Raw genomic sequence first — 12905 nt, 5'->3', positions numbered from 1 at the left:
GCAAGAGGGCGACAAGACCGCGCGCACCTCACCCCCGCCCGATGTACTCAAGCCGAACTGCCCGAGCAGAACCGTCGTGGAACGACTCAGTGACCGGTGGACTCTGCTCGTGCTGATGGGGCTGCGACCGGGGCCGGTTCGCTTCACGGTTCTGCGGGACATGATCGGTGTGGTGACACCCAAGGTGCTCACCCAGACGCTCCGCGCCCTCGAGCGTGACGGCCTCGTGACCCGCACGGTCTATGCGGAGATCCCGCCGCGGGTGGAGTACCAGCTGACCGACCTCGGCCTGTCTCTGATGGGTCCCGTCGACGCGATCCGCGAGTGGTCCGAGACCAACTGCCATCGGATCATCGAGGCGCGCTCGGCTGCCGATTCGAAGCAAACCGCCTGAACCTCCGACAAGGAACGCCGGAGAAATGGATAGACCCCCGCACCACCCACTTCTCAGCGGGCTCTCTCGGCCTGGACAAGGCCGAGGTGCGGGGGTCCGGTGACCATTGTGGATTCAGCTGACGACCGCTGGGACGCAACCGATGTGCGATCCCGATCGGGCCAATCCACCGAAACGGCCGTTAGCTGATGGTCACCTCACGTGTCCAAGAATTCAACTTCAGACCACCTCCTTCCTCGTGTACGGACGAAGTTACCCCCGGTTCGATAGGTCGGCAACCGCTTTTTCTCGTAGCGAATTCGCCCCCAGATCGATGACCCTGTCGGCACGATGAGAGGCCGGTAGTCGGTGCGAGACAACAACGACCGCGCGTTCACGGTCGACGAGCCCGCCACCGACATCGAGGAGTCCGGCCTGCACTCTGTCCGCATCGGCACGGTCGAGATTTTCGCCGGGTTCGTCGATGAGCAGCACCGGCGAGGGGTTGATCAGGGCGCGCGCCACGAGCAGCCGTCTCCGCTGTCCCCCGCTGATGGCGTCCGCACCTCCTTCGAGGATCGTGTCGAGCCCATCCGGCAATCCACCGACCCAGGTGTCGAGGCCGACGGATGCCAACGCCGACATCAGCACCTCGTCGGTCGCGTCCCCGCGTGAGACGAGCAGGTTCTCGCGGACACTGGTGGTGAAAACGTGACCGTTCTCCGCGAAATATCTTGGGTCCGAATCATTCTTACTCGAAACGGTGACGGTTCCCGACACCGGCTCCAACAAACCGGCCAACGTCAGCAAGAGTGTGGACTTCCCACAGCCACTCGGACCCACGAGGGCGATCCTGGACCCCGGTTCCACGTCCAGGTCCAGGCCGGCAGACCCGCCGAACACCGCCCCGCCGGGCCACCCCCATCGCAAGCCACGGACCGTCAGGTGCCCGGGCGGCAGCGCAGTCGACCGGTTCGGGCGCGCGTTTCGGTAGTCGTGCGCGCGGTCGACGAGGGTCATGATCCGCCGCGCCGCAAGGCGGCTGCGCGACAGTGTCATCGCAGCGTCGGTCATGGTGCTGGTGGAGTCGAAAGCACTCAGGGGCAAGAGGATCAGAACGCCCAGCGTCATCGGGGACACCGAATCAGCCATGCCGATGCCGATCAGCGCCGCCACGATCACCGCGACCCCGACGGCAAGTGGTGTGGCGGCCGCCGCCCATGCGCTCTGCCGGGCTCCACGGTCGGTTGCGCTGCGGGCATCGGCCTCGGCAGATGCCAAGTCGGTCAACACCTCTGCGCGACGACGTGTCACAGCCAGCTCGGATCCGTGATCGAGCAGATTCATCATCGCCTCGGCGCTGCGCGCCTGCGCCACGGCAGCATCCACTGCGGCACGGCGAGCACCGCGTGCGGCACCCCACGGCGCAACTGCGCCACTGATCAGCAGGCAACCGGCCAAGGCGACCGCCGCCCACAACGAGACACACGCCATGATCACGACCGCGGCGCCGGACACCACCATCGACACCCCGATGGGTATGAGGGCCCGGATCAAGGCATTGCCCACCTCGTCGACATCGGCACCTGTGCGCGACAACAACTCTCCGCGGCGCAATCCCACCGAGTAACCAGACGGTCCACCCGCGAGGGCGACGTACAGTCGGCGGCGCGCAGTCGACATCGCATCGAGGGCCACATCGTGTGTGGCCAGCCGCTCGAGGTAGCGGAACAGCCCCCGCGAGATGCCGAGCGCTCGCACAGCTGTCACGGCGAGCGACAGATAGAGAACCGGCGGCATCTGCCAGGCGCGAGTGATCAACCATGCCGACAGCGCGGCAAGCGCCAGCGCGCTACCGGCACCGAGCATTCCCAGCAGCAGCGACTTCGCCACCAACTGTCTCCGCAGGCCGAGTAGACCCATGGCACGCCAGAGTGGATCCTCACGCACCGCCGACCACTTCTCAACGACGGACATGGACATGCGCTCCGATCTCGACCACGTCGTCGGCTGCCGCGAGCAACGCCGGACGGTGAGCGACAACAACAACGGTGTCACCGGCGTGGGCGCGTGCCTGCAGCACCCGGCACACCTCGGTCTCGGCCACCGCATCGAGGTGAGTGGTCGGTTCATCGAGCAACAGCAGCGGCGCGGGCGATGCCAGCACACGGGCAAGCGCCAGGCGTTGCCGCTGACCCGCCGACAGCCCCACTCCCCCGTGCCCGAGCTGGGTGTCCCACCCCTGCGGCAAGCCGGCGACCACTTCGTCGAAACCGCTTGCTCGGCATGCCGTTTCGCGATCCGCATCGGAGATCGGCCCACCGAGGAGAAAGTTGTCCCTCACGGTGCCCGGTACCAGCACCGGGTGCTGTGGTAGCCAAGAGACCTGCTCCCACAACGCTTCCCGGTCGAAGTCGGCCACCGGCACGTCGCCGATCAGGATGGAGCCGGCGTCCAGGTCTTGCAGTCTCAGGATCGCTGAGAGGACAGTCGATTTCCCTGCCCCGTTGGGCCCGACGACCACGGTCAGGCGGCCCGGCCGGATGGTCGCCGTCACATCGTCCGGGGCCCAGCCGTCGCGATCTTCGACGCCGACGCCGGACAAGGTGATGGCGGCTCCGGCGACCGGTACCGACCGGCCGACTGTTGTCGGCGCGGCAGATTCCGCCTCGATGATGTCGAATATCTCATCAGCGCTGGCCGTCCCGGCCTCCGAGTTGTGGAACTGAGCCCCCGCGGCCCGTAGCGGCAGGTAGATCTCCGGTGCGAGCACCAGGGCCAGGACACCCCCGTACAGCCCCATGTCGCCGAAGACCAGGCGCAGTCCGATGCTCACGGCGACCAATGCCACGCAGAGGGTGGCGAGGAATTCCAGCACCGCACCCGACAGGAAGGCGATCCGAAGTGCCTTCATGGTGCTGCGCCGATGAGCCTGCCCCAACTCACCGATACGACCGGCCGGCTCCAGCTCGCGCCCCAGTGCGCGCAGTGTGGGTATCCCGGCGATGAGGTCGAGCAATTGGGACGAGAGCCGACTCATCGCCGCCAGCCGGTCAGCCGTGCGATCGCGGGTCATCACCCCGATGAGGATCATGAAGATCGGTATCAGCGGCAGTGTGATGACCACGATGATCGCCGACGTCATGTCGGCCATCGCCATCACCACGATCAGCACCGGGATCACCACCACCGAAAGGACAAGGGCGGGGACATATCCGGTCAGATACGGCCCCAGCGCCTCGATGCCGCGGGTGAGGATGGTGGCAAGACGCTCACGACGGGTGAGCAGATCACGCGGTGCGGTGCGAGCTGGGTCTGACACCACGGCCAGGGCCGCCTCGCGCAATTCGGCGATCACCTGGGCGCCCGCGCGATGGGCGTAGCGGTCGTGGAGGTAGGTCGCGGCCACCCGCACCACTACCGACGCCGCCAGCCAGATCAGATGGGACGCTTGCGCATCGAGGCTGCGCAGCCCCGGAGAGACGATCAGTTCCGACAAAATCGAGGCCACCATCGCCGCGGTGACGATGACGGTCGCGACCGACACCACGGCCATGAGCACCGTGATCACCAGGTACCGGCGCGAGGTCCGTGAGTATCTCCACAGGCGCGGATCGATCGGCGGTCTAGTCCGTCGCCGTCGCCCCGACGCGGTCATCTCGGTGCCTCGGCGGCTTTTCGTTCGCGTAGTGCCAATCCGATGGACGGGGGGATCTGTGATGTCGAGATGCGCTGCCGGAACACCCAATACGTCCAGCCCTGATAGGCGAGCACCACGGGGGTGATGAACGCTGCCGCCCACGTGATCACCACCAATGTGTGATGACTCGAGGCACTCCCCTCAACGGTCATGTGGAATGCCGGGTCGGTGGTGGACGGGATGACGTTGGGGAACATCGACCCGAGGATCAGGACCACCACACCGAAGATGGCGAAGCAGGTGGCGACGAATGCCCATCCCTCCCTTCGCATCCAGGCCAGCGCCGTGGCGGCGACAACGGCCACCGCGGCAACCGCCAGTGCCGCCCACGTCCATCCCTTGCCGTAGGCCAGCTGGGTCCACACACCCCACACCGCGGCGACGATGGTGGTCGGAACGGCGAGCCAGGCTGCGGTCCTCATGGACTCACGCTGCATGTCGCCACCGGTCTTGAGCGCCAGGAACACCGCGCCGTGGGTGATGAACAACAAGGCGGTGGCAGCGCCGCCGAGCAGTGCGTACGGAGACAGCAGGTCGAGGATATTGCCGGTGAACTGCTCCTCACCGTCGATGGGAAGTCCGCGCACCAGGTTGGCGAACGCGACGCCCCACAGAACGGCCGGCAGCCACGAGCCGAGCCCGATCCCGACGTCGGCCCACCGACGCCACCGCGGGTCGTCGATCTTCCCACGCCACTCGATGGAGACGACCCGGGTGATCAGCCCGACGAGGATGAGCAGCAACGGGAGATAGAAGGTACTGAACATCGTTGCGTACCAGGCAGGAAAGGCCGCGAACAAGGCGCCACCGCCGGTGATCAACCACACCTCGTTGCCGTCCCACACCGGGCCGATGGTGTTGAGCATGACCCGTCGCCTGGTGTCCCCGGACACCCCGTCCTTCGCCCGGCCCAGAAAAGGCATGAGCATCCCGACCCCGAAGTCGAAACCCTCGAGTACGAAGTAGCCGAGGAACAGCACTCCGACGAGTGCGAACCAGAACTCAGCAAGGCTCATCACGTCACCTCGGCCTTTCAGTAAGCGAACGAGAGTTGTTTGACGTCATCGGCGTCGTCGTCGTCGCGACCACTGCCGTCGCCGTCGTCACCCGACCCACCGACCGGGGGCCCGGAGTCGGACGGTTGTGGACCTTCGCGGGTGTACTTGCGCAACAACGTGAACCAGATCAGGCCGAGCACTCCATAGAGGAGGGTGAAGATGATCAACGACGTGAGGACGAGGTAGCCCGAGTGTCGGCTGACGCCCTCTTGCACGGTCAGGTGCACCTGCGACAGACCCGTCGGATTGGGTGCCACCATCCAGGGCTGACGCCCCATCTCGGTGAAGATCCAGCCAGAACTGTTGGCCAAGAACGGGGTCGGGATCATCCAGATGGCAAATGTCCCGAAGCGCTTCGAATCGGGGATACGACCACCGCGCGTGAACCAGAGTGCGAGAAGAGCCAGCGCCGCCGAGCCGAGGGCCCATCCGATCATGGCACGGAACGCCCAGTACGTGACAAAGAGATTCGGCTTGTAGTTGCCGGGACCGAAGTTCGCCTCGTGCTGCGCCTGCAGGTCTTCGACACCCTGCAGGGTGGAGTTGAAGTCGTAGTCGGCCAGGAACGACAACGCCTTGGGCACCTCGATCAGATGCGTGACGGACTCGCAGTTGTTCTGGGTGCCGATGGCAAGGATGGAAAAGCTTGCACCGCTTTCGGTCTCGCACAACGACTCGGCCGACGCCATCTTCATCGGTTGCTGTTCGAACATGAGCTTGGCCTGCGCGTCACCGGTGATGGCGAGGGCCACGCCGCTGACGATCATCACCCACAGGGCCAAGCGGGTCACCGGGCGGTACAGCGTCCGCGCATCGGCCTCCAGTCGGTCCGCCTCGGCACCTTTGGAGCGCTTGGCCTGCCGCATGTTTCGCACCATCCACCAGCAGCCGATCCCCGCGACGAAGGTGCCGGCGGTGAGGAACGCGCCGGCGATGGTGTGAGGGAAAGCCGCCAACGTGGTGCTGTTGGTCATCACGTCCCACAGGCTCTTGAGCTCTGGACGTTGCTTTTCCTCGTTCCACTGCGCCCCGACGGGGTGCTGCATCCACGAGTTCGCAGCGACGATGAACCACGCGGACGCGTTGACGCCGATGGCAACCATCCAGATCGTCAGCAGATGGATCTTCTTCGGCAGGCGATCCCAGCCGAAGATCCACAGACCCAAGAATGTCGATTCCATGAAGAAGGCGACGAGGCCTTCGAGCGCCAGCGGACCGCCGAACACGTCCCCGACAAATCTGCTGTACTCGCTCCAGTTCATCCCGAATTGGAACTCCTGGACGATGCCGGTGGCGACGCCGAGGGCGAAGTTGATCAGCAGCAACTTCCCGAAGAACTTGGTGGCGCGATACCACTGCTCGCGGCCGGTGACGACCCACACCGTCTGCATCACCGCAACCATCGGAGCGAGTCCGATCGTCAGCGGTACCAGGATGAAGTGGTAGACGGTGGTGATCCCGAACTGCCACCGCGAGACGTCAAGAGCGTCCATTTTTGCCTCATTCGCCGAGTCGCTACTACGAGAGGTAGTAGATGCAGCGTACGCCCGGGCGCAGATGACGAACAAGCAAAATCGGTGTGGCGCCGGGCACCTTCACCGATGCCGAACGGCGGGTCGAATCAGCCGATTGCGCGGTCTACCAGAGCCGAAAAGTCCTGTGGGCGAGCAGGAGTCGTCATCGAATAACCATTGAGCTCGATGACGCGGGTGGCCAACGTGATGCTGGACACCAACCACACCGATTCGGCACAGATGAGGTCTGCCGGACGCAGGGCGTGAACCTCGGTCTCCCAGCCGTCCTTGTTGGCCTGGGCGAACAGGGCCTGCTGGGTGGTGCCACTGAGGATGCCGATCTCGGGTGGCGGTGTGATCAACCGTTTTCCTTCGACCACGATGACCGTCGACCGCGGGCTCTCGAGCACATAGCCCTCGCTGCTGGTGTAGATGACGTCGTCGGCGCCTTGCTCGGCGGCGTACCGCAGCGCAGCCATGTTCGTGGCATAGCTGAGGGTTTTGGCACCGAGCAACTGCCACGGGGCCACCGCGGCGAGATCGACCGAGTATCCACGGGGAGCGGTGATGACCTTCACCCCGTTCTCGCGGACCTTGGCGGCCCGTTCGGCAACGGGTCCGACGGTCAGATATTCGGTGGCCGCGTTCGCCTCACGGGTGAGCCCGGTCTCGTCGCGGTCCCGCGGCGGCGCGGCGTCGACGGGTGCCGACTCCCGTCCGCGTGAGTAGACCAGCCGCATGAGCCCTTCGGCGTTGCCGTTGGCCTCCGCCCAGACCCTGGCACCAGTCGCAATCGCGTCGGCCCATTTCTCCTCGTCGGGAGCAGGCAGATCGAGCGCCTTGGCGCTGCGCGAGAGCCGCTGCAGATGCAGATCGACCACGCGAGCCCGCCCATCGCGGACGAGCAGGGTTTCGAAGATGCCGTCGCCTCGGACCGCAGCAAGGTCGTCCGCATGCAGGATCGGCACGTCAGGGTCGAGTACCGCGCCGTCGACAGTCACCAAGATCGGTTGAGCCATGACGGCAAGAGTAGCGAGCACGCTCGTACGATGATGACGTGACTGTTTTGTTGGATTCATTACGCGCCTCAGGCGCAGTCGGTGGCCCGGAAAATTCCCCAGACGAAGCAGTGGCGTGGCACTTCGGTGACCCGTTCGGCGAGCAACGTGCCGCGACCACCTCTGCGGTGGTGATCGACCGTTCGCATCGCAGCGTCATCGCCCTCACCGGCGACGAACGGCTCAGTTGGCTCAACACCATCTCCAGTCAGTTCGTCACCGATATCGCGGACGGACGCAGCGCGGAGAACCTCAGCCTCGACGGCAACGGCCGGATCGAGGATCACTTCATCCAGACCGACATCGACGGCACCACGTGGATCGACACCGAGGCGCATCGCGGCGAGCCGTTGGCCGCGTTCCTGACGAAGATGGTCTTCTGGGCGAAGGTCGAGGTTGTCAGGCGCCCGGACATGGCGGTGCTTAGCCTGCTGGGGCCGCAAACCCGTGGAGGTGCCGTCGCACAATTGCTCGGCGTACCCCCGACGGCATCGGTCTACGACGCCGGGCCGTTGGCCGACGGCGGGTTCTGGCGGGTGATGCCTGCTCTCGGTGAGCATGCCTCCGTCGAGGCCATCGACCTGGTCATCCCGGTCGATCAGCTGATCACGTGGTGGTCGAGCCTGACCGCGGTCGGTGTGCGCCCTGCAGGTTCGTGGGCTCACGAAGCTCTTCGGGTCGCGGCTCTGCGACCCCGGCTGGGCATCGACACCGACGAGCGCGCGATCCCTCATGAGGTGAACTGGATCGGGTCGCCGGACGAGATGGGTGCGGTGCACCTGAACAAGGGGTGTTACCGGGGTCAGGAGACCGTCGCCCGGGTGCACAATCTCGGCAAACCTCCCCGGCAACTGCTCCTGCTCCACCTCGACGGCAGTGCCGACAGCCGTCCCGTCACCGGTGATCCCGTCACCGCGGGTGGACGCGCAGTCGGTCGGATCGGCACCGTTGTCGAACACTTCGAGTACGGGCCGATCGCGCTCGCTTTGGTCAAGCGGGGTGTGCCTGCCGACACAGTCCTCGAGACCGGCGGCACCACCGCAGCCATTGATCCCACTTCGGTGCCGGCTGATGACCGGGTGCAGGCCGGACGGGCAGCGATCGAGAAATTGAGGGGCAGATGATGACGGTGAGTACCTGCCTGGTCGGCCGGCACAGCGAGAAATTGAGGGGCAGGTGAGCTTGGCCGAGGGCGCGGTGCTCGCCGTGTGCGCGGTGCACGAGGAGCATCGCCTGGCGGGTGGTGTCGGGATCAGCGCCATCGACAAGCGGGCGATCAACGGTCCGGTGGACGTGAACGAGAACGGCCTCGACATCGATCATGTCTGCGACGTCAAACACCACGGCGGACTGGATCAGGCTGTTTACGCCTACAGCGAAGACGAGGCCCAGCGATGGGCAACGGAACTGGATCGAGAGCTGCCGTACGGATGGTTCGGCGAGAACCTCAGGATCGCAGGCGTGGCCACAACCGATGCAGTGATCGGCGAGCGCTGGAAGGTCGGTGACACTCTCGAACTGGAGGTCACGATTGCGCGTACCCCATGTCGCACCTTCGCCGACTGGGCGCAGGAGGAGAACTGGATCAAGCGCTTCAACGCCCAGGCCGACGTGGGCTGTTATCTCCGTGTGGTCCAGCCGGGTGCCGTGACAGCGGGTGATGTGGTCAGGGTCATTTCCCGGCCGGATCACGGCGTTCTGGTTCGGCATCTGATCACCGGCCCCGACCGTGATGCTTTGGTAGAACTGCTGGCCGCCGACAGTCTTCCGCCAAAGGTCGTGCGGGACGCAGAGCGGTGGCTTCGCAAGAAGAGCAGGTAAATTCAGCGGGCCCCCGACGAGCCGGTCCGCATCACGCTTGCGAGCACGCTAGACTGTGTTTCACGACCATATTTGTAAACACAGAATGGGGCCGCCACGTGTTTGGCCGCCCCTTCATTGCGCGAGGGGGTCCCCTATGGGCCGCGGCCGGGCGAAGGCGAAGCAAACTAAAGTTGCTCGTGAACTTAAGTACAGCTCACCGAACACCGACTTCGACAGCTTGCAGCGAGAGCTGTCGGGTGGCGATTCCGCTGAACCGAACGATGGGTTCACGGACGATCGGTGGTCCGATGAGGAGAGTTGGCGGCGAGCCTGACAGGCGAGCCGGGGGTTCGGGCCATCTGGTTCGAACCACCACTCTTGACAACCCCCTGAGGCGACTCCCGGTCAGGGCGGGCCACTCGGCATATCCGTGATCGGGTCGCAATCCTGATCGGGCACATCCCCGATCAGGCCGCCGCTCCCTTCCGGGTCTAGAACCGCGGGTGCTCGCCCATCAGCTCGGCAACCCCGGTCTTCTTCTTGTGATCCCCTGGGCTTGTCGTGTGGGACTTCTTGATCGATCCCAGCACCCAGCAATCCAGGTGGCGAGCGGTCAGGACGGCCAGTGCGCGGTCGGTGTCTTCGGGCGCCACGACGGCGACCATCCCGACGCCCATGTTGAAGGTCCGTTCCATCTCGATACGCTCCACGCGTCCGCGCTGGGCGATCATCTGGAAGATCGGCGCCGGCGACCAGGTGCCGCGGTCGAGTTCTGCGACCAGGCCGCTGGGGATGACGCGGGCCAGGTTGTCGGCCAACCCGCCACCGGTGACGTGTGAGAACGTCCGGACGTCGGTCTCCGCAGCCAGGGCGAGGCAGTCCTTGGCGTAGATACGGGTGGGCTCCAGCAACTCTTCGCCGAGTGTGCGCTCGAACTCTTCGACGTGCCCGCCGAGGTCCATGTGACCCCACTCGAGCAACACCTTGCGCGCCAGCGAGTATCCGTTCGAGTGCAGGCCGCTGCTGCCCATCGCGATCACGACGTCACCGGGCCGCACGCGGTCCGGCGAGAGCACTGCGTCGGCCTCGACGATGCCCACGCCGGTGGCAGACAGGTCGTAGTCGCCCTCTGCCATCAGACCCGGGTGTTCGGCCGTCTCGCCGCCGAGCAGCGCACACCCGGCCTCGACGCAACCATCGGCGATTCCCTTGACCAACTCTGCGACGACCTCGGGCACAACCTTGCCGACGGCGATGTAGTCCTGGAGGAACAGCGGTTCGGCACCGCAGACGACGAGGTCGTCGACCACCATCGCCACGAGATCGCGACCGAGGGTGTCGTGCTTGCCCATGGCCTGTGCCACCGCGATCTTTGTTCCCACACCGTCGGTGGACGACGCGAGAACCGGCTCGCGGTAGCCGCCCTTGAGCTTGAACAGGCCGGCAAAGCCTCCGAGTCCACCCATGACCTCGGGACGCAGCGTGCGCTTTGCGTGCGGGGCGAACAGCTCCACTGCTCGCTCACCGGCATCGATGTCCACTCCCGCCGCAGCATATGAGGCGTTGCTGGGCTCGTTGTCGGTCATCGGCGTGTGGTTCCCGTTCTCGAAGTCCGGCAGCCGGGGCTGCCGTGGTGGCGAATAATCCGGTCTCACGCTACCCGAGGTGCACCCGATGAGTTCTGGCGACGTGCATTGCCTACATCGGCGGACAACGGGGAACTGCGCAAGGCGGACACTCGACGGGGTACCGAGTCATCCTCACGCCAGGGATGACTCGCGACCGGGAACGGTGACGGCGGCCTAGGGCCGGCGGATCGCGCTCACGTTGTCGTTGTCGGCGAGCACGTCGGAGCCCGTCGCGGCATTCTTGAGCATCGTCTCGAGAACCGCCTTGCCCATGGATGTCTCCTTGGGCAGCTCGATCGGGTACTCACCGGTGAAGCATGCGGCGCAGAGGTTGTCGGCGGGCTGCTCGGTGGCGGCGATCATCTCGTCGGTACTGATGTAGCCGAGGGAGTCTGCGCCGATGGCGTGCCGGACACCTTCCACCAGATGCTCTTCGGAGTCCGTGCCGTTGGCGATCAGTTCGGCGGGCGATGCGAAGTCGATGCCGTAGAAGCACGGCCAGCGCACGGGGCTCGATGCGATACGCACGTGCACCTCGGCCGCGCCTGCCTCGCGGAGCATTCGGATCAACGCGCGCTGCGTGTTACCGCGGACGATCGAATCGTCCACGACCACAAGCCGTTTCCCGCGGATGACCTCTTTGAGAGGGTTGAGTTTGAGCCGGATGCCCAGCTGACGGATGGTCTGCGACGGCTGGATGAAGGTGCGTCCCACGTAGGCGTTCTTCATCAGCCCCTGGCCGTAGGGGATGCCTGATTCCTGGGCGTATCCGACCGCGGCAGGTGTGCCCGATTCGGGTACGGGGATGACGAGGTCGCCCTCGGCCGGGAACTCGCGCGCCAGCCGGCGACCGATCTCCACCCGGGTGGTGTGCACCGAGCGTCCGTTGATGACGCTGTCGGGCCGGGCGAGGTAGACGTATTCGAAGACGCAACCCTTGGGCGTGGCCTCGGCGAAGCGCGAGCTGCGGACGCCGTCGGCGTCGATGGCGAGCAGTTCGCCCGGCTCGATCTCACGGACGTAGGACGCGCCGACGATGTCGAGGGCCGCGGTCTCGGACGCCACCACCCACCCACGGTCGAGACGACCGAGGCACAGTGGCCGGACGCCGTGCGGATCGCGCGCCGCGTACAGCGTGTGCTCGTCCATGAAGGTCAAGCAGAACGCACCCCGAAGGGTCGGGAGCAACTCCATCGCGGCCTGCTCGATGGTCGAATCCGCCGCGCCATGGGCCAGTAGCGCCCCGACGACGTCGGAATCCGAGGTGGCGCCGCCGGCGCGACGCGAATCCATCAACCCGAAATCACGGGCCTTGCTGGCCAGGTCGGAGGTGTTGACGAGGTTTCCGTTGTGACCGAGCGCCACGCCTGTGCCCGCGGCGGTGGTACGGAAGATGGGCTGGGAGTTCTCCCAGGTGGTGGATCCGGTGGTGCTGTAGCGACAGTGGCCGATGGCCACGTGGCCCTGCATGGCGCCGAGGGTCTGCTCGTCGAACACCTGCGAGACGAGCCCCAGGTCTTTGAACACCAAGACCTGCGAGCCGTCGGCCACGGCGATGCCCGCAGCCTCCTGGCCTCTGTGTTGCAAGGCATACAGGCCGTAATAGGTGAGCTTTGCAACATCCTCACCGGGTGCCCAGACACCGAACACGCCACATTCTTCGCGTGGCTCGTTCTCAGGCTCGTCGGCGTCTAACAGGTTCTTGCTGTTGATCGACAGCTCGGTCACTGGCACTCCCATGAGGTGGGCTGGTGGAGGGCGTGGGCTCAAG

At 65.5% G+C, this 12905-nt stretch carries 11 protein-coding genes; 4 read left to right on the top strand and 7 right to left on the bottom strand.

Translation table 11 applies throughout. The features are described 5' to 3' along the window. The first annotated feature begins 76 nt into the window (after positions 1-76). Positions 77-394 carry a winged helix-turn-helix transcriptional regulator gene (locus tag WIMU1_RS04995; protein ID WP_245969283.1) on the top strand — a complete coding sequence of 106 codons (318 nt, stop codon included), beginning with the start codon at positions 77-79 and terminating at the stop codon, positions 392-394. Positions 395-646: 252 nt separating this feature from the next. On the opposite strand, the gene cydC is transcribed toward WIMU1_RS04995, so the two are convergent. The 5 genes from cydC to WIMU1_RS04970 all read right to left on the bottom strand — a co-directional run bounded on the left by cydC (position 647) and on the right by WIMU1_RS04970 (position 7664). Beyond that, the gene (cydC, locus tag WIMU1_RS04990; RefSeq protein ID WP_062795345.1) at positions 647-2350 is read right to left on the bottom strand and encodes a thiol reductant ABC exporter subunit CydC; all 1704 of its coding nucleotides are present in this window, start codon (positions 2348-2350) and stop codon (positions 647-649) included. Further along, positions 2337-4031, bottom strand: coding sequence for a thiol reductant ABC exporter subunit CydD (gene cydD, locus WIMU1_RS04985; RefSeq protein WP_084247994.1), 1695 nt, complete (start codon positions 4029-4031; stop codon positions 2337-2339). Before cydD ends, cydC begins: the two co-directional genes overlap by 14 nt. Beyond that, the gene (cydB, locus tag WIMU1_RS04980) at positions 4028-5089 is read right to left on the bottom strand and encodes a cytochrome d ubiquinol oxidase subunit II (RefSeq protein ID WP_062795344.1); all 1062 of its coding nucleotides are present in this window, start codon (positions 5087-5089) and stop codon (positions 4028-4030) included. Before cydB ends, cydD begins: the two co-directional genes overlap by 4 nt. A 17-nt stretch (positions 5090-5106) precedes the next feature. Then, positions 5107-6624: a cytochrome ubiquinol oxidase subunit I gene (locus WIMU1_RS04975; protein ID WP_062795343.1), complete on the bottom strand. Its 1518-nt coding sequence runs from the start codon at positions 6622-6624 to the stop codon at positions 5107-5109. A 128-nt stretch (positions 6625-6752) separates the two neighbouring features. Further along, positions 6753-7664, bottom strand: a complete 912-nt coding sequence (locus WIMU1_RS04970; protein WP_062795342.1) for an aminodeoxychorismate lyase — start codon at positions 7662-7664, stop codon at positions 6753-6755. A gap of 38 nt (positions 7665-7702) precedes the next feature. Between WIMU1_RS04970 and ygfZ the strand changes: the two genes are divergently transcribed. The 3 genes from ygfZ to WIMU1_RS25740 all read left to right on the top strand — a co-directional run bounded on the left by ygfZ (position 7703) and on the right by WIMU1_RS25740 (position 9840). Further along, positions 7703-8827 (top strand): CAF17-like 4Fe-4S cluster assembly/insertion protein YgfZ, encoded by a 1125-nt coding sequence (ygfZ, locus tag WIMU1_RS04965; RefSeq protein ID WP_084247993.1) that lies wholly within the window; start codon positions 7703-7705, stop codon positions 8825-8827. A gap of 58 nt (positions 8828-8885) precedes the next feature. Beyond that, a complete protein-coding gene (locus WIMU1_RS04960) occupies positions 8886-9524 on the top strand; it encodes an MOSC domain-containing protein (protein ID WP_120803037.1) in 639 nt (212 codons plus the stop codon). Positions 9525-9660: 136 nt separating this feature from the next. Next, positions 9661-9840, top strand: a complete 180-nt coding sequence (locus WIMU1_RS25740) for a DUF3073 domain-containing protein (protein ID WP_081729715.1) — start codon at positions 9661-9663, stop codon at positions 9838-9840. 157 nt (positions 9841-9997) lie between these two features. Here WIMU1_RS25740 and purM read toward each other — a convergent pair whose 3' ends face one another. Together purM and purF are read right to left on the bottom strand one after the other, a co-directional pair. Beyond that, the gene (gene purM, locus WIMU1_RS04955; protein ID WP_023957310.1) at positions 9998-11092 is read right to left on the bottom strand and encodes a phosphoribosylformylglycinamidine cyclo-ligase; all 1095 of its coding nucleotides are present in this window, start codon (positions 11090-11092) and stop codon (positions 9998-10000) included. A 216-nt stretch (positions 11093-11308) separates the two neighbouring features. Then, positions 11309-12862: an amidophosphoribosyltransferase gene (purF, locus tag WIMU1_RS04950; RefSeq protein WP_030173945.1), complete on the bottom strand. Its 1554-nt coding sequence runs from the start codon at positions 12860-12862 to the stop codon at positions 11309-11311. Between the last annotated feature and the right edge of the window lie 43 nt (positions 12863-12905).

Source organism: Williamsia muralis NBRC 105860, assembly GCF_001598915.1.
GTDB classification, from domain to species: domain Bacteria; phylum Actinomycetota; class Actinomycetes; order Mycobacteriales; family Mycobacteriaceae; genus Williamsia; species Williamsia muralis.
Note: the sequence above shows the minus strand (reverse complement) of the source record. Positions and strands in the feature narration are given on the sequence as shown.